Genomic DNA, 18,739 nt, shown 5'->3' on the forward strand with positions numbered 1-18,739 from the left:
TAATTTACTATGAGTTACGTCGCTAGCCATGATAATTGCCTGTACGCGCAACATCATGCTCTGCAGCTTTGGCAAAGCGCCCAACGATTCGATATGGATATGGCTGGCCTGCGCAGAGCCAGCAAACTCTGCGCCGATGACTTTTTGGATAAGGATCGCTTGATCAGTCCAGAACAATATTTGAATTTGCTACAGCATATGGCGCGCAGTCTCAATAGCAGTGATACCAGTTTTATTCTCGGTCAGCATATGCTGCCGGGGCACTATGGATATGCTAGTCAGGCTCTACTACATGCGCAGAATTTGCGGCAAGCTTTGCACATCTTAGTGCAGTTTCAGTCCAGTTTGTGTCCGCTGTTAACGCCTAGGTTAAAAGAAGAAAATGGGCAGATGATTTTGTATTGGATGGATCAATGGGGCGCGCCTGCGATGTTGCCGTTTTTGGTGGAAATGCATATGACTGCCGTGACAGCCATGTGTCGTTGGTTGAGTGAAAAGCGCCTGCCATGGCGCTATTGTTTTAACCGTAGTCGCGCTAGCCATATAGAGCAGCATCAAGTTCATCTAGGACGTGATTTGCGCTTTGATTGCTATCTAGATGCGATGATTATTCCCAGTGAGTATTTGGATCTTACATGGCCGCGTGGGAATGAAGTGAGCGCACAATTGGCGGTGCAACAAGCAACACGCGAGTTAATGTCGGAATCAAAGAAAATACCGCAGGCGCAAAGTATTATTCCTCAATTGTATGACTACCTCGCCCTGAATTTACGTTGTGCGCCAAGCCTAGAAAATGCCGCGCACTATTTTGAATGCAGCAGCGCGACATTCAAACGTCACCTAGCAAGGCACGGCACCCATTTTCAAGCAGAGCTAGATCAAGTACGTACTCATATGGTACTTTATCTATTCCATTTTCAAGGTATGGATAATGAGGCCGTGGCTAGCTATCTCGGCTTTCACGATGCGACGAATTTCAGGCGATCATTTAAACGATGGACGGGATTGACGCCGAGTGCTTTGCGGTTTGCTTTGGATAGATAACTGCGAGAAGACATGAGTAGTGATAGCCTATAAACCAGCGCTAATATCTAGCGCTTCGGTTTGCCCGTTTTTGCTAATTTCATGATGGATTTTTGTGATGGTATGATGGCGACAAAACAGGCATTACCGTAGCCGCGATATTTAGAATACTTTCATAGCGAATCAATTATGTTGTGGTGGGCACTATCTATATTCTTTTTTTGGCTTGGTTTGCGCGAAATTTATTATGGCTTCATACCACGTGCGGGCTTTGATTCTCCCAATGATGTTATTTCTAAACCTTACGTATTGACCACTTTCGTTATTGCTGCGGCGTTTGCTTATATGCCTTTGCGCTATTGGGCTTTTGAGCGCTTCTTGACGGAGAAGGCAATAATTCTGTCGGAATCAAGTAAGGCTCACGTGCATTGCAACACGGTCTTTGACACCATGTTTGATCGCCAGGTTTTTGCAGCGGGCCATGCGCAGATAGAAACCGGACGTATTGTTTTTCAACATCCTTGGTGTGGCAGACTGATGGACCACTTAGATCATCCCGAAAAAATGACGCGGGAAGGCGTCTTTAGCATACAAATTTTTGCGCATGAAGCCATGCATATTCGTGGCGAAAGAGATGAAGCAAAGACAGATTGCCAGGCGATTCAACGTTATGCCCGTGCTGCGCAATTACTGGGTATCACTTCTACTACGCTTGCTAAAGAAAACGGTATGTTCTATTACACACAAGGGTATCAAGATCGCGCTGCTATAGGCGGCATGACAGGTCAATATTACTCAGATCAATGTGCACCCGGAAAAGCACTTGATGAAAAATTGCCAGATTCGACTTGGAATTGATATTGATTGATTAGCTTTTGAATTAAGCCGATCCCCAAGTTTGGCTTTTGGATTAAGTTGATCCTCCAGCTTAAATACATCAAAAACCAAATAAACAAACCTGAAATTATTCGTTTTCAAAACTTGTTGAGATCTTTATTCTTAAGCCATCGATTAACCCACTATTTGTATGGAGTAAAGCAGAACATGATCCTATTGAAAAAAATAACACTAGCTTTGATTGTAAGTACAACTGTATTGACGTCGACGGCGCAGGCTGCTGACTTGACTTTACTTAATGTTTCTTATGATCCAACTCGCGAGTTATATCAAGATGTGAATGCAGGATTTGCCAAGTATTGGTTATCTAAAACAGGAGATAAACTGAGTATCAAACAATCTCATGGCGGCTCTGGCAAGCAGGCGCGTGCGGTGATTGATGGTTTGGAGGCAGATGTGTTGACCTTGGCTTTAGCCTACGACATTGATGCTGTTGCAGAGAAGGGATTGCTTGATAAAGCGTGGCAAAAACGTTTGGCACATAACGCCTCACCTTATACTTCTACGATTGTGTTCTTGGTGCGCAAGGGAAATCCTAAAGCAATTAAAGATTGGGGCGATTTAATCAAGCCCGGCGTTGCGGTGATCACCCCCAATCCAAAGACATCAGGTGGTGCGCGCTGGAATTATTTGGCGGCATGGGGTTACGCTCTGCAACAAAAAGCCGGTAATGCCGCAAGTGCTAAAGATTTTGTGCAGAAATTATACAGAAATGTGCCGGTGCTGGATTCTGGTGCGCGCGGATCGACTGTCACTTTTTCTGAGCGCGGTATCGGTGATGTGTTGATCACTTGGGAAAATGAGGCCTATCTGGCATTGAAAGAATTTGGAGCCGATAAATTACAAATTGTCACGCCGACCTTAAGTATTTTGGCTGAACCGCCAGTGACTGTAGTCGATAAAACCGTAGACAAGCGTGGTACACGTAAAGTCGCTGAGGCTTATCTGAACTATCTTTACACAGAAGAAGCGCAAGACCTTATCGGCAAGCATTTTTATCGCCCAACATCAGAGCGCGCAGTAAAGAAATATGCTGGACAATTTGCGAAGGTGAATTTGTTTAAGATTGATGAGGTGTTTGGTGGTTGGAGTAAAGCACAAAAGGATCATTTTTCTGATGGTGGTGTATTTGATCAAATTTATCAAGCAAAGTAATTTTTATTCCCTACATAAATGGCCTGTATTTTCTGGTATCGAATAGTCCCCCAACTATTTTTATTGGAAGATTGATGCCCTTTTTTACAGCAAGTTTTTCATTAAATCTCTCCCCCCAAAGATTGTATGAAAATGAGCTAAGTCATGATCTTGGTGTGGCGCGACTTTAGAATATTTCCGGAATTTTTCTCTGGAGAATATTGTAAATGTCGCGCTTTTTTTTGTTTCAAATGAAGCGCATAAATCGTCTATGTAAGCACAAATAACTTCGTTTGTTTTTACCGTGCCATCTTTTAAGCTGTTCTGAATTAACTTATTTAAAGGACATAAAGATGACTTATGCAGGACTACATCATTATCTTGAAGGCTTACAAACTCAGAGTGGGAGTAAGCTGTTTTCTGGCACAGATGGACGTGTGACCGCACGATTTTTCAATGCTCGTTTGAGCAGTGTGTTTCAGCCAATACGGTCAAGTGACAATTTAAATTTATTGGGTCATGAAGCCTTCGTTCGAACTTTTTCGGTGAATGATCAGGGACTGAGTATATTGAAATTGCTGGAACATGCGACGACTGATGATGAATCTGTGGAGCTTGATCGTTTGTGCCGTCTGCTTCATGTAATCAATTTTTTTCGCCAGACATCCACAGAAAATTGTGATTTATATTTGAATGTTCATAAACGTTTGTTGACCGCAGTAGCAGGTAATCACGGCGCCGCATTTCACCGGGTATTGAAGACTCTGGATATTCCTCAGAAACACATTGTTTTACAGTTACCTGTTATCTCTCCGACCCAGCGCTGGGTCATAACACATGTCGCAGAAAACTATAAACGAAACGGCTTTCGCATCGCGGTGCATGCGCAAAACATAGAGCAGGCGTTTGATTTATTGGAACGTGTACATCCCGAAGTAGTGAAGCTCAATGTAGAGAGCAATCTGGTAGATAAAGATGCTTGGTTATTTGAAGATTTACTGCGCCAAGCTGAGCTACAAAATTGTTTGATTGTGCTACGTAAAATAGATAGCGTACAGGCACTTGGGCGTTTGCCAAGCTTCTTGGATTCTGGCTACTTATTTGCAATTCAAGGAAATGCTATCGATATTGCCCGATCTGATTTGACCGGTACCATGCTCAAATCTCGGTCTCGCACACGGCGCTTGGACGACGCTGATGGTCAGTCTCAACAGTGTTTGTGTTGAGATAGGTTTGAGAAGATCCGCCGCTTTTTTCTTATGCGGAAATTGACTATGAAAATGTAAAAAAAATCGTTTTCCATATAACGTGATTATGTAATCATGCGACATCTATAGTTAAATCTGTAATAAAGGCGTCGCATGGCATTTCTTTCAAAAAATCTGGCGAAGGCGAGGCGGGTTATTCCTGGCTTTCACTTATCGGTGGGATTTACCCTGTTTTATCTAGGCTTAATTGTTCTGATTCCACTGTCCGCGGTTTTCATTAAGACCTTCACCATGACTTGGGAGGCTTTCTGGCATACCGTTACTTCTGAACGCGTGATGGCGTCCTATCGCTTGACCTTTGGTGTGTCTTTGTTAGCTGCTTTTATTAATGTGATATTCGGCGGCATCTTGGCCTGGGTTTTGGTGCGTTACAAGTTCCCTGGTAAGCGCCTCATTGATGCTTTTGTCGATTTACCGTTTGCTTTGCCGACCGCCGTTGCGGGTATTACTTTGGCGACTTTATATGCACCCAATGGTTGGTTAGGCAAGTTGCTCGTACCGCTGGGTATCAAAGTGGCGTACACACCGCTTGGTGTTTTAGTCGCTCTCATCTTTATCGGTTTGCCCTTCGTTGTTCGTACCGTGCAGCCAGTTTTGGAAGAAGCGGAAAAAGAATTAGAAGAAGCCGCAATCAGCTTAGGCGCTAGCCATTGGCAGACTTTTGTGCGTGTGATTTTTCCTACCATTTTGTCAGCTGTGTTAACCGGATTTGCACTTGCCTTTGCACGCGCTACCGGAGAATACGGATCGGTGATTTTTATCGCAGGCAATATGCCTATGATTTCTGAAATCACGCCGTTGTTCATGATTACTAAACTTGAACAATACGATTACGCTGGTGCCACCGCAATCGCCGTCGTGATGTTGATTATTTCCTTTATTTTGCTATTGACGATTAATGCATTGCAAGCCTGGACGCGTCGTCGTCAAACTGCGGGGAGAGAATAATGAGTGGACAGACTTTGAAGTTGAAACCGGTAGAGCCACCTGTGCAATTGCAAGCGACTCTGGAACCTGTATGGGTCAGAGTTCTATTGCTGGGCTTGGCCTTGGCTTTTGTTACCTTGTTTTTGTTTATTCCATTAGTAGCGGTTTTTTCCGAAGCTTTGCGTAAAGGTTGGGGTGTTTATCTGGCGGCGATACAGGAGCCTGATGCCTTATCCGCGATTAAATTAACGCTGATTGCTGCGGGTATTTCGGTTCCTCTGAATTTGATTTTCGGGGTGGCGGCCGCGTGGGCGATTGCGAAATTTGAATTTCGTGGCAAGAATGTTTTACTCACTTTGATTGATCTGCCGTTCTCTGTTTCGCCGGTTATTTCTGGTCTGATTTATGTGCTGCTATTTGGTGCACAAGGCTGGTTTGGTGAATGGTTGCGCGAGCATGATATTAAGATTTTGTTCGCGGTGCCAGGCATAGTGTTAGCAACGATTTTTGTCACCTTTCCTTTCGTTGCCCGTGAGTTGATACCTTTGATGCAGGCCCAAGGTAGTGAGGAAGAAGAGGCCGCTCTGGTGCTCGGTGCATCGGGTTGGAAAACCTTTTGGCATGTGACCTTGCCGAATATTAAATGGGGTTTGTTGTACGGCGTGATCTTGTGTAATGCCCGTGCCATGGGTGAGTTTGGCGCGGTGTCTGTAGTCTCAGGTCATATTCGTGGCGAGACCAATACCATGCCTTTGCAAGTCGAAATTTTGTACAACGAATATAACTTTACTGCGGCTTTTGCGGTTGCCTCCTTGTTGACGCTATTGGCTTTAGTGACACTGGCTTTGAAGACGATTGTTGAATGGAAGACGGATGAATCGCGTCAGCGTATTCCGCAGGAGTAATTAAGTAGGGCGGGTGCAACCCGCGCCGCCAGAAGGTGACGTAAGCGAAATCGACCGAAGTGCGGCGCGGGTTGCACCCGCCCTACAAATGCTGTTTATGCTTCGTATCAATTATTAAGCAAGATTAAGTAATACAGAAATTTTTAGAGAGAACACCATGAGCATCGCTGTCAATCAATTGCAAAAACGTTTTGGCAATTTCACTGCCTTAGATAATGTGTCTTTAGATTTTCCGAACGGTGAACTGACTGCTTTATTAGGGCCGTCCGGCTGCGGCAAAACGACTTTGCTGCGCATTATCGCTGGCTTGGAATATGCCGATAGCGGTCAGGTTTTGCTGGATGGCGAAGACGCGTCGAACCAACATGTGCGTGAGCGTCAGGTGGGGTTTGTGTTTCAACATTATGCGCTGTTTAAGCATATGACGATCTTTGAAAATATTGCGTTTGGCTTGCGTGTAAAACCACGTCATGTGCGTCCTAACGAAGCACAGATTAAAGAAAAAGTGACTAAGTTATTGGAATTGGTACAACTCGATTGGCTGGCTGATCGTTACCCACCTCAACTCTCAGGTGGCCAGCGTCAGCGTATTGCTTTGGCGCGTGCATTGGCTGTTGAACCACGCGTTTTGTTATTGGATGAACCGTTCGGCGCACTTGATGCGAAAGTGCGTAAAGAATTACGGCGGTGGTTGCGACGCTTACATGACGAGTTGCATGTGACCAGTATTTTTGTCACGCACGATCAAGAAGAAGCGCTAGAAGTTGCAGATCAGATTGTGGTGATGAATCGCGGCAAAGTCGAGCAAGTGGGAGCGCCGAATGAGGTGTATCAGCATCCGGCTACTCCCTTTGTGTATGGATTTTTGGGGAATGTGAATTTGTTTCATGGTCGTGTGCATGAAGGTATTTTGGATGCGGACGGTGTTGCCTTTGATGCGCCGGGTCATGCTGAAACTCGGGATGCGGTAGGTACTGGTTATGTGCGTCCGCATGAACTTGATATTGACCGTTATACCGCAGGTGCCACAGGTCTGGTGGTTAAGCTACGCCGCTTGCATGGCATAGGACCACTGGCTCAATTGGAATTGGTGCGTGAAGATAACGGACAAATCGTCGAAGCCATGATTAGTACCGAGCGTGCTGTGCATTTAAATCTGCAAGTGGGCGAAGCCTTGGTGGTGAAGCCAAGACGTTTACATGTGTTTGTTGAAAACATCGCCGAAAATGCAGGCACTTAAGGAAACTATATGAACTTTCAACAATTACGCTCTATCCGCGAAGCTTGTCGCTGCGGTTATAACTTAACTGAAGTGGCGAATGTTTTATACACGTCACAACCGGGCGTCAGTCGTCAGATACGCGAAGTAGAAGAAGAATTAGGCGTCGATATTTTTGAACGAAACGGTAAGCGATTGACTGGTTTGACGGAACCCGGTAAGGGCATCTTACCTATCATCGAAAGACTGTTGCTAGAAGCTGAAAACCTGCGTCAGGCCGGCAATGATTATTCGGATCAGGCACGTGGCACGCTAGCGATAGCAACGACTCACACGCAAGCGCGCTACGTGCTGCCCAAAGTAGTACAGCAATTTCGATTGGCTTTTCCTGAAGTTCGTATTGCGCTACAACAGAGTGCGCCAGAACATATTGCTGAGTGGGTTTTATCCGGTAAAGCAGATATAGGGATTGCAACTGAAGGCTTGTCTGCTTTTAAAGATTTGGTTTCCTTCCCTTGTTATGAATGGAATCACGTGGTGGTAGTGCCTGATGGTCACCTTTTATTAGCAAAGCCGCAGTTAAGTCTAGAAGATTTGGCAAAGTTTCCTTTAATTACCTACGACCTTGGTTTTACTGGCCGTGGCCATATTGATGAAGCCTTTAAACAAGCAGGCTTGCGTACTGACATCGTGTTAACTGCGATGGACTCCGACGTCATTCAACAATATGTCGCGCTGGGATTAGGTGTCGGTTTGGTTGCTTCCATGGCGATAGAAACAGGAAATGAAAATCAACGTGCACAAGGTTTGCGTACTATTTCGGCCAGTCATTTGTTTCAATCCAATGTCACGCGATTAGCAGTTAGGCGCGGCGCTTATCTGCGCGCTTATACTTATGATTTCATACAAAAATTTGCACCAAGTTTGAGTCGGGAAGAAATACGTGCCGCATTAGTTGAACAAGAGGCGTAGCGATTGAGTAGGAGTGATAGTTAGCATTAGGAATAGGGTTTGGATGGCTTCCTCATGATGCCGTGTTTGTACAAAAAAGGAGAAAGCTAAAAAGGGCTTTCTCCTTTTTTGCCTAAGCACTGAACATGTAGAATTGGGTTTCAGTTGGCAGGTCCGTAGACTAGGCTTGGTTTTTAGTTGATTTTTTATTTGTGCTGACACTTTCCTCGTCATTCTACTGAGAATAGTTTACTATTACTGTTTATTTATACAGTACGAAAGCCCAGCATGATAGGTCGTATCGCCGGAACCCTGATCGAAAAGAATCCACCGCAAATCCTCGTTGATTGCCAAGGCGTTGGCTATGAAATCGATGTGCCCATGAGCACTTTCTATAATTTGCCTGCACTGGGCGAGAAGGTAGCTTTACTGACGCATTTGGCGATTCGCGAAGATGCGCATGTTTTGTTTGGTTTTGGTACTGCCGAAGAGCGCGCAACTTTCAAACAGCTAATCAAAATCAGTGGCGTCGGTGCGCGTACCGCTTTATCCATTTTGTCGGGAATGTCGGTGGCCGATTTGTCGCAGGCAATTACTTTGCAAGAAGCAGGGCGCTTAACGCGAGTGCCTGGCATTGGCAAGAAAACCGCAGAGCGTTTGTTGTTAGAGCTTAAAGGAAAGCTGGGCGCTGATCTGGGTGCGGCTGGTGTGGCTGCCGCTGCGGGCGATCATAGTTCGGATATTTTGAATGCCTTATTGGCGCTTGGTTATTCTGACAAAGAAGCCTTGGCCGCATTGAAATTGGTGCCAGCAGGATCAGGCGTGTCCGATGGCATAAAGGCTGCTTTGAAAGCTTTGTCGAAGAGTTAAATATAAGTAGAACCATATGAGCATACAAACCGACAATTTGACTTCGCAAGTCATCGACACGCGCATCATCGCGGCGACGCCAACTTCACCCAATGAAGAAGCGATCGAACGTGCCCTACGTCCCAAGCAACTTGATGAATATGTAGGTCAAGAAAAAATCCGTGATCAGCTAGAGATCTTTATCGGTGCCGCACGTCAGCGCAAAGAAGCACTCGATCATACTTTGTTATTCGGCCCACCTGGTTTGGGTAAGACCACCTTGGCGCATATTATCGCGCGCGAGATGGGAGTGAATTTGCGTCAAACATCGGGCCCCGTGTTGGAGCGAGCGGGTGATTTGGCAGCTTTGTTGACGAACTTAGAAGCGAATGACGTGTTGTTCATTGATGAAATTCACCGCCTTTCCCCCGTGGTGGAAGAGATTTTGTATCCCGCTTTAGAAGACTATCAAATCGACATTATGATCGGTGAAGGGCCTGCAGCACGTTCAGTCAAACTCGATTTGCAACCTTTTACTTTGGTCGGTGCAACCACGCGCGCGGGGATGTTAACCAATCCTTTGCGGGATCGTTTCGGTATCGTGGCGCGCTTGGAGTTTTATACTTCGGAAGAATTAAGCCGTATCGTGACCCGTTCGGCGTCTTTGCTTGAAGTGCCGATCAAAGATGATGGTGCATTTGAAATTGCCAAGCGTGCGCGCGGTACGCCGCGGATTGCCAATCGCTTGTTGCGCCGCGTACGCGACTATGCGCAAGTCAAAGGCAATGGCGAAATTACCAAAGCCATGGCGGATGCTGCTCTAAAAATGCTGGATGTCGACGCAGTTGGTTTTGATTTGATGGACAGAAAATTACTGGAAGCGATCTTGTTCAAGTTTGGTGGTGGTCCAGTCGGCTTAGATAATGTCGCCGCAGCAATCGGCGAAGAGCGCGATACCATCGAGGACGTTCTAGAGCCCTATCTGATTCAACAAGGCTACTTACAACGCACACCACGCGGACGTATCGCGACGGCTAGTGCGTATGAGCATTTCGGGCTTACTGCTCCGCGCACGAATCCGAATGGCGATTTGTGGGGAGCATAGTTCGACAACCTTGTTTTGTCTGATTTGAGGTATGTGGCGATTTCTTTGCACATAAAATTCTCTTTGTCTGCCGTTGACTGAATTTGGCTGACGGCTTTCTAGTCTTAGATTCTTCAATTGCGAAGAATTTACAGTGTATTGTAATCCGTACTCTGTATTGAAAATATTACAGATTGCCTATTTTCTCTAGTTCTCCTCTATACGTCGAACTTTCTCGACACCAAAAATTTCTTCTTGTATTTATTTCGATACAGTCTATTCTGTTAGAATTCTCGCTTGTATTGCTAAGTCATTGATTTTGCTAGGCGTGTATTACCTGAAAAACTTGGCATGGCAATTGCTATTTCACTGCAGTTGATGATTTTTTGAGGTTGCTATGCTGCAAAGTATGCTGCAAGAAGCAGGGCGCGCTGGGGCGCTACTGACGATCGATTTACGTGCACTTCGTGCGAATTACCGTTATTTGCAAGGGCGCTTGGGCAAGGCTGCCTGCGGTGCCGCAGTAAAAGCCGACGCTTACGGCTTGGGCGCGATTCCCGTCTCTAAGGCTTTGGTGGATGAAGGTTGTCGTCATTTGTTTGTTGCGCAACTGGAAGAAGCGATTAGTTTGCGTGCTCATATTCCACGTGATGTGGCGATTTATGTCATGCACGGCTCGCCGGTGGGTTACGAAGCGGAGTTTATTGAATATGGTTGTACGCCTGTCTTAAATAGCCTTGATCAAATCGCTGCATGGCGCAAGCTCGCGCAGGAACGCCAAGAAAATTTACCAGCGGTAATTCAGATTGATACCGGCATGGCGCGGATGGGTTTGTCGCAAGCGGAACTCATCACTTGGCTGAATGATTTTAGTATTACTGATGGGATTGATGTGCGTTACGCCATGAGTCATTTGGCCTGCGCAGAAGATCAACTTGATCCTATGAATCAAATGCAGTTGAAGAGCTTTCAAAATTTATTAGCGCAATTACGGCAGCACTATCCAGGCTTGAAAGCGAGTTTTTCGAATTCCTCTGGCATCTTCTTGGGAACGGATTTTCATTTCGATTTGGCGCGTCCGGGCGCCGCTTTGTACGGTGTAGCACCCGTTGCAGGACAGGCTAGTCCTATGCATTCGGTAGTGCAGTTGCAAGGTCGAATTATTCAAACTCGTGAAATTCCTATGGGCGCGAGTGTCGGTTACAGTAAAACATGGCGTGCTACGCAACCCTCTAAGATCGCAACGGTATCGGTTGGTTACGCCGATGGTTGGCTGCGTAGTTTAAGTAACTGCGGTGTTGCGCATATCACTGGTGTCGAAGTGCCTATGGTGGGGAATGTGTCGATGGATACGATCACCTTGAACGTGAGCCATGTCGATCCACAACTCTTATATTCGGGCGCATTGGTAGATTTGATTTGCCCAAATAACACGGTGGATCAGGTTGCGAAACGCGCCGGCACCATCGGTTATGAAATCTTGACCAGTTTAGGTCCGCGCTATCAACGTCATTATGTTGATTAAATAATTCGGATTGGAACCGCAGAGGCGCAGAGAACGCAGAGGTTCTATAAGAAATACACTCAGCGTACTCTGCGCCTCCGCGGCAAAAAAGAATTTTTCGTATTAAAGCATTCAGATATTTTATTGGAAAACAACATGAAAATAGTCATCTTGGGAGCAGGCGTTATCGGCACCTCCACCGCTTATTATCTCGCCAAAGCGGGTCACGAAGTCACCGTGATTGAACGTCAAAGCGGCGCTGCCTTGGAAACGAGTTTTGCGAATGCGGGTGAAGTTTCTCCTGGTTACTCAGCGCCGTGGGCTGGCCCAGGTGTGCCGATGAAGGCGATCAAATGGCTGATGATGGAACATAGTCCATTGGCAATTCGTCCAAGTATGGACCCAGCGATGTGGCGCTGGGTGTTCCAGATGCTGATGAACTGCACAACGAAGCGTTATGAGATCAATAAAGGCCGTATGTTGCGCATGGCGCAGTACAGCCGTGACGTCTTGCAGCAATTGCGTGAAGATACCGGCATTTCTTACGATGAACGTACCCAAGGAACTTTGCAGTTATTCCGCAATCAACAGCAACTCGATGGTTCACAAGCCGATATCGATATCCTGAAACGCTATGGCGTGCCGTATGAATCTTTGAGTGGGGATGAATGCCTACGGGTTGAACCCGCATTAAAAAATGTGCGTGAAAAATTCGTTGGCGCTTTGCGCTTGCCGGGTGATGAAACAGGCGATTGCTTCAAATTCACGCAGAATTTGGCGAAGTTGGCAGAGGGCTTGGGCGTTAAATTTGAGTATGGCGTCAGCATAGAACGCATCATTGCCGAAGGCGACCAAGTTAAGAGCCTACAAACTTCTAAAGGCCAATTTACTGCGGACAAATTCGTATTGGCATTGGGTAGCTACTCGCCAATTTTGTTGCGCGAATTAGGTATTAAGATTCCCGTGTATCCGATCAAGGGTTATTCAATCACTGTGCCGATTACGGATGCTGCAGGCGCGCCAGAATCGACGGTCATGGATGAAACCTACAAGGTCGCGATTACACGTCTAGGTGACCGTATTCGCGTTGGCGGTACGGCGGAAATTACAGGCTACGATTTGCGTTTGCGTGAGTCCCGTCGCAAGACTTTGGTGCATTCCGTCACGGATTTATTTCCGCATGGTGGCGATGTTAGCAAAGCCGAATTCTGGACTGGTTTGCGTCCGATGACGCCGGATGGCACGCCTATCGTTGGCCCTACACCATACCGCAATTTATTCTTAAATACTGGACATGGTACTTTGGGATGGACCATGTCTTGTGGTTCAGGCCAATTCCTTGCGGATTTAATTTCCGGCAAGAAGCCTGCAATCTCGACCGAGGGCTTGTACATGGATCGTTATGGCAGCATGAATCGCCCGATTGCGATTTAAGATGAAATTTAAAATCCCTCATTGTCTTGGCATTGGGGGATTTAGTTTTTTAATAAAACCTGTAACAAGAAAGTCTAAGCATGCGCGTCAATATTCCCTTTGAAGATCGAGTCGGTATCGCTCACGAGATTCTCGCGGTATTGGCGCGTCAGGGTTTGAATGTGCAAGCGGTGGAGGTTGATCCGCCAAATATTTATATCGACATTCCTGAGTTAAAGCAAAGCATGCTCGCCAGCTTACAAGCCGATTGTGATCAGGTTGCTGGTGTTGGGACTATTGAAGTCGTTGATATTCTGCCGGGTATGCGTCGCAGTCTTAATCTCGACACCATCATGGCGGTGATGGAAGACCCAGTGCTGGCGATTGATGCTTTAGGTCGTATCGTGATCGCCAATGCCGCCGCAGCCGAAGTGGCGCGCTGTACGGAAAAAGAACTCTGCCAAAAATCCTTATATCAAGTGCTGCAAGATAGCACGATCCAACACGAATTAATTGCCAACGAATTTTGTGCGCCGACACGCGAAGTCTTGTTGAACGGTGAACCTTTTATGATGGACGTCACGCCCGTGTTTGAGCCATTATCAGCAGGCACAGCGAGCGATGGCAAGGCCGTTGGTGCACTCCTGACACTGACCGCACCGAAACGCATAGGCGAGCGTTTACATGCGATTTCACGCGCTGAGATTGGTGGCTTTGAAGCCATCATCGGTGACTCTGAACAAATTCGGGTATTGAAAAAACGTGCAGCGCGGGTTGCTGTAGTGGATGCGCCTTTGTTGATCACGGGTGAAACGGGAACGGGTAAAGAGTTGCTGGCTCAAGCATGCCATGGCGTTAGTGCACGTAGTCATGCGCCGTTTCTCGAATTGAATTGCGCTGCATTACCAGAGAGTTTGGCTGAGAGCGAATTGTTTGGTTATATGGCGGGCGCTTTTACCGGTGCGAATCGCGGCGGTAAGCCCGGCTTATTTGAAATGGCCGATGGAGGCACGGTCTTTCTGGATGAAGTTGGTGAGATGTCTTTGTACTTGCAAGCGAAATTGCTACGATTTTTGAACGATGGAAAATTCCGTCGTATAGGCGGCGACAAAGAAATTCAAGTCGATGTACGTATCGTCAGTGCCACGCATAGGAATCTACGCAAGATGGTGCAAGAGGGAAGTTTTCGTGAAGATTTGTTTTATCGTTTGAATGTTCTGCATTTAGAAATGCCACCATTGCGTGAACGCTCCGACGATATTTTGTTATTGGCGCGTCACTTCATTGAACGTGCATGTACGCAAGCGCAAAAGCCCGTGTCGCGCTTGAATCAAGCTGCTACCACGGCAATGTTGAATAACCGTTGGCCAGGTAATGTAAGGCAATTGCAAAACGTGGTTTTCCGCGCGATTACGATGGCGGATCAACGTGTGTTGGATGCTGCCGATTTGGATTGGGCGGAAGATTCCATGCAGGCGGATACAGTGGTATTTGAGGAAGCGGAGACTTGGGAAGCTTCCGTCAATCAATTTGAGTCAGCTTTACTCACAAAGTTGTATCAAGAATTTCCATCTAGTCGAAAATTAGCCGCGAGACTAGATACGTCTCATTCAATGATTGCAGCAAAATTGCGCAAGCATGGCATTCCTAAAAAATAGATGTGATACGACTCAGTTCAGATTGCCTAAGTCTTGGTTCTCAGGATATTCTGGTAGATTGACCGCCGGAATTGTGTATTTCTCTTCGGCCCAAGCGCCTAAATCAATTTGTTTGCAACGTTCCGAACAAAAAGGACGAAATGCGTTTTCGGGAGACCAAACCACTTTCGCTGCGCAGGTGGGGCAGGATACGACAGTTGCCATACTATGAATAAATTAGAAATTGCAGAGAGTTAGATCAAAAGGTACATCACCTTCGAAAGGCTTAGGTTTCATATCACCGTCTTGCGACATGATGCGTATCCATAGCATGTACTTATTCGCCGAGATTTCGGGAATTGCCCCTAATTCTTGAGGTAAAGTCACACGTAATAATTGATATACTTTGCCTTGTAACATTTGTTGATAGCTACCACTTTGTGCGATGACTTTGGTGGTGCCGCCAGATTCTCGCAATAATCTTAATACCACGCCAATGGCATCAAATAATGGCGCAATCGGCGCAAACCACGTAGAAATGTCAGCAAACCGTTTTTCCGCAGGAAGTTTTTTCCAAGCATGATAACTGGGTAAGTCAAATTCACAGGCGCCACCAGGAATGATAGTGCGGCCACGAATACTCATTAACCATTCGTTATCACGAATATGCTGGCCGGTTTTTCCGGTTGATGCCATTAAATTACCGCTCGCACGTTCCACATCATTGATGACTAAATCCAACATGTCGGCTTGTACATTGGGATTCGATTTAAAGCCAATCAAGGTATTTTTCTGGCGATCCAATTCTTGTAATAGATCAGATTTTAAGTCGGCTCGACCTGCTACCTCGAGCATTTCAAAAATGGTGGCGATCGCAACGTGGTGTTGCAGCGGATCAGATTGATGTAAGAAAAAAGAAAATTTCTCGTACAGGTCTTCTAACCGCAATAAAGTACGTATGCGCTCGTTAAAAGGGTACTCATAGACGATCAAAATAAATTCCCTGTAAATTTGGTGCTAATTGGCACCTTAGCTGCGCTATTTGCATAAAGTAAGCAGTAAATCAGGCTAGATCCTAGGCTTCAAACCAAGCCTTAAACTGAACTACCAATACGCTAAAAATAAGCTTTAAATAATCTTCACGTGATTCTGAACCAAGCGGCGAAAAATTACAAACATTGCTTGCGTTTGTTTAGCCTGAAATTGCAATATTCAGATATTTTTTATGAAGTCGTTCTACTTCGCTGTGTACTTGCGACAAATCAGCCATTGAATTGATTACATCGTCAGCATGCGCCAGACGTTTTTCCCTGCTGACTTGGGCGGCCATGATTTTTAAAACTTGTGTTCGTTCAAGATGGTTGCGCTGCATTACTCGTGTGATCTGTGTCTCTTGGTCACAATCAACCACCAAAATACGTTGAACTTTTTGGCGCCAGTCTTCAGATTCAATTAGTAGGGGCACGACAAAAATCGGATAGTTGGTTTTGCTAGTAATGTGAGTTGCAGCCATCTCACATTGTTGACGAATCAAGGGATGCAAGATGCTTTCTAATTGTTTCTTTGCCTGAGCATCAGAAAAGACCAATTCTCGCATTTTGTTTCTGTCCATGGCGCCATCACTATTGATAAATTCCGCGCCAAAGTGCTGTGCAATCGAGGGAATTGCAGCGCCATTCTTTTGACTCAATTGGTGCGCGATGAGGTCGGTATCAATGATGGTGGCGCCCAATTCAGCGAACATATTGGCGACGGTTGTTTTGCCACTGCCTATGCCTCCAGTCAAGCCTATGCTAAATCCCTTCGTTTGCATTTCAGGAGATCATGCCTAGATATTGATTGGTCAGAATTTTTCCCCAGACTAAAGCGATTAAACCAGCGATTGCTAGGTAAGGACCGAATGGTATGGGTTTTCCTTTGCCTAATTTACCCAGAGCGATCATTGATATCCCGATGAGGGAGCCGACCGCAGATGACAACAGAATGATTAAAGGCAACATACTCCAACCCATCCAAGCGCCGAGTGCCGCTAGCAGCTTAAAATCGCCGTAGCCCATACCTTCTTTGCCTGTGGCTAACTTAAATAACCAATACACCGCCCACAGAGACAGATATCCTGCAGCTGCGCCGATGACCGCACTCTCAAGGGAGGTAAAGGTACTAAAGATATTTAATAATAAACCGCCCCACAACAGAGGGAGTGTAAGGTCGTCAGGAAGTAATTGTGTGTCGGCATCAATAAAGGTCATCGCGACTAAGAACCAAACAAATACCATCGCACCAAGGCCAGCTAGACCGCTGCCAAAATGCCAGATCATAAAGGTAGACAATACCCCCGTAATTGCCTCGATGATAGGGTAGCGTTTTGAGATTGGCGCTTTACAGGACGAGCATTTGCCACCGATCACCAAATAACTAATCACCGGTATATTCTCAAGCGCGGTAATCTGATGTCCGCAATGCGGGCAGGCTGAACGCGGCAAAATTAAATTATAGCGTTCAGGATGCGGAAGCTCTTTACCGGATTCATGCGCGACATAATTGTCCGACTCCCTTTGCATCATCTTGGGGAGTCGATAGATTACGACATTTAAAAAACTACCTATCAGCAAGCCAAGGACGCCCAGAATTATGGCGCTGATGACGTTCCCAGGTTCAGTAAAGAAAATCAGGTCGATCATTACACCACCGAGCCCAATTTGAAAATTGGCAAGTACATCGCGACCACGAGACCACCAATGACCACACCAAGAATCACCATAATCATCGGTTCCATCAAGCTGGAGAGTGCAGCGACCGCTTCATCGACTTCATCTTCGTAGAAGTCAGCTACTTTTCCTAGCATCGCATCCAGTGCACCTGATTCTTCACCGATGGCGACCATTTGTGTCACAAGGCTTGGAAACACATTTGCGTTTTGCATAGCCACAGTTAGGCTAGTACCGGTGGTGACTTCTGTTTGAATTTTGATGGTGGCATCAAGGTAGACTGCGTTACCTGCTGCACCACCGACAGAGTCCAATGCTTCCACTAAAGGAACACCTGCCGCAAACATAGTTGCTAAGGTGCGAGTCCAACGGGCTATCGTTGCTTTGCGGATAACATCGCCGAATATCGGCGCTTGCAGTAAAGTCCTGTCCATGAATCTTTGCATTTCCAAAGATCGCTGCCAGGTTTGGAAGAAGAAATAAATAGCGGCACCTAAGCCACCAAAAATCAAATACCAATTTTTGACAAAGTAATCCGATATGGCCATGACCATAACTGTCGGCGCAGGCAAATCCGCACCAAAACTTTCGAATACGCTCTTAAATGCTGGTACCACCCAAATCATAATAACGGCAGTAACAATGAATGCGATGGATAGAATCGCGATAGGGTAAGTCAGTGCAGATTTGATTTTGCCTTTAATCGCCAGCGTTTTTTCTTTGTAGATCGCGAGTCGGGTTAGCAAGTCTTCCAAAATACCAGCTTGTTCACCAGCACCGACAAGATTACAAAACAGTGGGTCAAAGTACAAAGGGTATTTTCTAAATGCTTGATTTAAGCTGGTACCTGTTTCAATGTCTGCACGAATATCTAGCAATAATTTTGAAACGGAGGGATTGGCGTGACCTTTACCTACAATATCGAATGATTGCAGTAGCGGGACACCGGCTTTCATCATCGTTGCCAATTGGCGCGTGAATAAAGTGATATCTTTGTCAGTAATTTTCTTACCGGAACTATAGCTTTTCTTCTTAATTTTTACGACTACTATGCCTTGACGGCGTATGGTTGCTGCAACGATAGTTTCGCCGCCTGCACGCATTTCGCCAGTGACCTTTTTGCCCTGGCGATCCTTGCCTTCCCATGAGTATAAGAATTCTTTAACTTGTCCCGGTTTGGCGACTGGTTTGCTTTTTGACGTCGTTGCCATACTTTTCCT

Annotated in this window: 18 protein-coding genes; 13 read left to right on the forward strand and 5 right to left on the reverse strand. The window is 46.0% G+C overall.

What is annotated here, in order from left to right; all coding sequences use genetic code 11:
* Positions 1-9: 9 nt before the first annotated feature.
* From ACFFJH_RS09455 to ACFFJH_RS09515, 13 genes are all read left to right on the forward strand, one after another.
* Positions 10-1,044 (forward strand): AraC family transcriptional regulator, encoded by a 1,035-nt coding sequence (locus tag ACFFJH_RS09455; protein WP_390211902.1) that lies wholly within the window; start codon positions 10-12, stop codon positions 1,042-1,044.
* 168 nt (positions 1,045-1,212) lie between these two features.
* Positions 1,213-1,881: a hypothetical protein gene (locus ACFFJH_RS09460; protein WP_390211903.1), complete on the forward strand. Its 669-nt coding sequence runs from the start codon at positions 1,213-1,215 to the stop codon at positions 1,879-1,881.
* A 189-nt stretch (positions 1,882-2,070) separates the two neighbouring features.
* On the forward strand, positions 2,071-3,075 hold the full coding sequence (locus ACFFJH_RS09465; protein WP_390212412.1) for a sulfate ABC transporter substrate-binding protein: 1,005 nt from the start codon (positions 2,071-2,073) through the stop codon (positions 3,073-3,075).
* 332 nt (positions 3,076-3,407) lie between these two features.
* A complete protein-coding gene (locus tag ACFFJH_RS09470) occupies positions 3,408-4,280 on the forward strand; it encodes an EAL domain-containing protein (protein ID WP_390211904.1) in 873 nt (290 codons plus the stop codon).
* Positions 4,281-4,415: 135 nt separating this feature from the next.
* On the forward strand, positions 4,416-5,270 hold the full coding sequence (cysT, locus tag ACFFJH_RS09475; RefSeq protein ID WP_390211906.1) for a sulfate ABC transporter permease subunit CysT: 855 nt from the start codon (positions 4,416-4,418) through the stop codon (positions 5,268-5,270).
* The gene (cysW, locus tag ACFFJH_RS09480; RefSeq protein ID WP_390211907.1) at positions 5,270-6,154 is read left to right on the forward strand and encodes a sulfate ABC transporter permease subunit CysW; all 885 of its coding nucleotides are present in this window, start codon (positions 5,270-5,272) and stop codon (positions 6,152-6,154) included. Before cysT ends, cysW begins: the two co-directional genes overlap by 1 nt.
* Before the next feature lie 157 nt (positions 6,155-6,311).
* Positions 6,312-7,394 carry a sulfate/molybdate ABC transporter ATP-binding protein gene (locus ACFFJH_RS09485; RefSeq protein WP_390211908.1) on the forward strand — a complete coding sequence of 361 codons (1,083 nt, stop codon included), beginning with the start codon at positions 6,312-6,314 and terminating at the stop codon, positions 7,392-7,394.
* Between the two features lie 9 nt (positions 7,395-7,403).
* On the forward strand, positions 7,404-8,345 hold the full coding sequence (locus ACFFJH_RS09490; protein ID WP_390211909.1) for a CysB family HTH-type transcriptional regulator: 942 nt from the start codon (positions 7,404-7,406) through the stop codon (positions 8,343-8,345).
* A gap of 267 nt (positions 8,346-8,612) precedes the next feature.
* Entirely contained in the window at positions 8,613-9,194 is a 582-nt protein-coding gene (gene ruvA, locus ACFFJH_RS09495) for a Holliday junction branch migration protein RuvA (protein WP_390211911.1), read from the forward strand.
* Between the two features lie 16 nt (positions 9,195-9,210).
* Positions 9,211-10,278, forward strand: a complete 1,068-nt coding sequence (gene ruvB, locus ACFFJH_RS09500; protein WP_390211913.1) for a Holliday junction branch migration DNA helicase RuvB — start codon at positions 9,211-9,213, stop codon at positions 10,276-10,278.
* Positions 10,279-10,654: 376 nt separating this feature from the next.
* Positions 10,655-11,782 (forward strand): alanine racemase, encoded by a 1,128-nt coding sequence (gene alr / locus ACFFJH_RS09505; protein ID WP_390211915.1) that lies wholly within the window; start codon positions 10,655-10,657, stop codon positions 11,780-11,782.
* Between the two features lie 69 nt (positions 11,783-11,851).
* Positions 11,852-13,195 carry a D-amino acid dehydrogenase gene (locus ACFFJH_RS09510; RefSeq protein ID WP_390212414.1) on the forward strand — a complete coding sequence of 448 codons (1,344 nt, stop codon included), beginning with the start codon at positions 11,852-11,854 and terminating at the stop codon, positions 13,193-13,195.
* Positions 13,196-13,275: 80 nt separating this feature from the next.
* Positions 13,276-14,832 (forward strand): sigma-54-dependent transcriptional regulator, encoded by a 1,557-nt coding sequence (locus ACFFJH_RS09515; protein WP_390211917.1) that lies wholly within the window; start codon positions 13,276-13,278, stop codon positions 14,830-14,832.
* Between the two features lie 12 nt (positions 14,833-14,844).
* Here ACFFJH_RS09515 and ACFFJH_RS09520 read toward each other — a convergent pair whose 3' ends face one another.
* The 5 genes from ACFFJH_RS09520 to ACFFJH_RS09540 form a co-directional block, all read right to left on the reverse strand.
* A complete protein-coding gene (locus ACFFJH_RS09520; protein ID WP_390211919.1) occupies positions 14,845-15,036 on the reverse strand; it encodes a DNA gyrase inhibitor YacG in 192 nt (63 codons plus the stop codon).
* A gap of 12 nt (positions 15,037-15,048) precedes the next feature.
* Positions 15,049-15,804, reverse strand: a complete 756-nt coding sequence (gene zapD, locus ACFFJH_RS09525; RefSeq protein ID WP_390211921.1) for a cell division protein ZapD — start codon at positions 15,802-15,804, stop codon at positions 15,049-15,051.
* 199 nt (positions 15,805-16,003) lie between these two features.
* Positions 16,004-16,624, reverse strand: coding sequence for a dephospho-CoA kinase (coaE, locus tag ACFFJH_RS09530; protein WP_390211923.1), 621 nt, complete (start codon positions 16,622-16,624; stop codon positions 16,004-16,006).
* 1 nt (position 16,625) lies between these two features.
* Complete coding sequence (locus ACFFJH_RS09535) at positions 16,626-17,492, reverse strand: prepilin peptidase (protein WP_390211925.1); 867 nt, start codon at positions 17,490-17,492, stop codon at positions 16,626-16,628.
* Positions 17,492-18,730 carry a type II secretion system F family protein gene (locus ACFFJH_RS09540; protein WP_390211927.1) on the reverse strand — a complete coding sequence of 413 codons (1,239 nt, stop codon included), beginning with the start codon at positions 18,728-18,730 and terminating at the stop codon, positions 17,492-17,494. The genes ACFFJH_RS09535 and ACFFJH_RS09540 overlap by 1 nt, the downstream gene beginning before the upstream one ends.
* Positions 18,731-18,739 lie beyond the last annotated feature (9 nt).

Origin of the sequence: Affinundibacterium danionis, assembly GCF_042432465.1 — a bacterium.
GTDB lineage: Bacteria > Pseudomonadota > Gammaproteobacteria > Burkholderiales > Burkholderiaceae_D > Undibacterium > Undibacterium danionis.

What these genes read in the sequence shown, in the direction of transcription:
- ACFFJH_RS09455 (WP_390211902.1), top strand. Translation starts at nt 10, where the DNA reads ATGAGTTACGTCGCTAGCCATGATAATTGCCTGTACGCGCAACATCAT.
- ACFFJH_RS09460 (WP_390211903.1), top strand. Translation starts at nt 1,213, where the DNA reads ATGTTGTGGTGGGCACTATCTATATTCTTTTTTTGGCTTGGTTTGCGC.
- ACFFJH_RS09470 (WP_390211904.1), top strand. Translation starts at nt 3,408, where the DNA reads ATGACTTATGCAGGACTACATCATTATCTTGAAGGCTTACAAACTCAG.
- cysT (WP_390211906.1), top strand. Translation starts at nt 4,416, where the DNA reads ATGGCATTTCTTTCAAAAAATCTGGCGAAGGCGAGGCGGGTTATTCCT.
- cysW (WP_390211907.1), top strand. Translation starts at nt 5,270, where the DNA reads ATGAGTGGACAGACTTTGAAGTTGAAACCGGTAGAGCCACCTGTGCAA.
- ACFFJH_RS09485 (WP_390211908.1), top strand. Translation starts at nt 6,312, where the DNA reads ATGAGCATCGCTGTCAATCAATTGCAAAAACGTTTTGGCAATTTCACT.
- ACFFJH_RS09490 (WP_390211909.1), top strand. Translation starts at nt 7,404, where the DNA reads ATGAACTTTCAACAATTACGCTCTATCCGCGAAGCTTGTCGCTGCGGT.
- ruvA (WP_390211911.1), top strand. Translation starts at nt 8,613, where the DNA reads ATGATAGGTCGTATCGCCGGAACCCTGATCGAAAAGAATCCACCGCAA.
- ruvB (WP_390211913.1), top strand. Translation starts at nt 9,211, where the DNA reads ATGAGCATACAAACCGACAATTTGACTTCGCAAGTCATCGACACGCGC.
- alr (WP_390211915.1), top strand. Translation starts at nt 10,655, where the DNA reads ATGCTGCAAAGTATGCTGCAAGAAGCAGGGCGCGCTGGGGCGCTACTG.
- ACFFJH_RS09515 (WP_390211917.1), top strand. Translation starts at nt 13,276, where the DNA reads ATGCGCGTCAATATTCCCTTTGAAGATCGAGTCGGTATCGCTCACGAG.
- ACFFJH_RS09520 (WP_390211919.1), bottom strand. Translation starts at nt 15,036, where the DNA reads ATGGCAACTGTCGTATCCTGCCCCACCTGCGCAGCGAAAGTGGTTTGG.
- coaE (WP_390211923.1), bottom strand. Translation starts at nt 16,624, where the DNA reads ATGCAAACGAAGGGATTTAGCATAGGCTTGACTGGAGGCATAGGCAGT.
- ACFFJH_RS09535 (WP_390211925.1), bottom strand. Translation starts at nt 17,492, where the DNA reads ATGATCGACCTGATTTTCTTTACTGAACCTGGGAACGTCATCAGCGCC.
- ACFFJH_RS09540 (WP_390211927.1), bottom strand. Translation starts at nt 18,730, where the DNA reads ATGGCAACGACGTCAAAAAGCAAACCAGTCGCCAAACCGGGACAAGTT.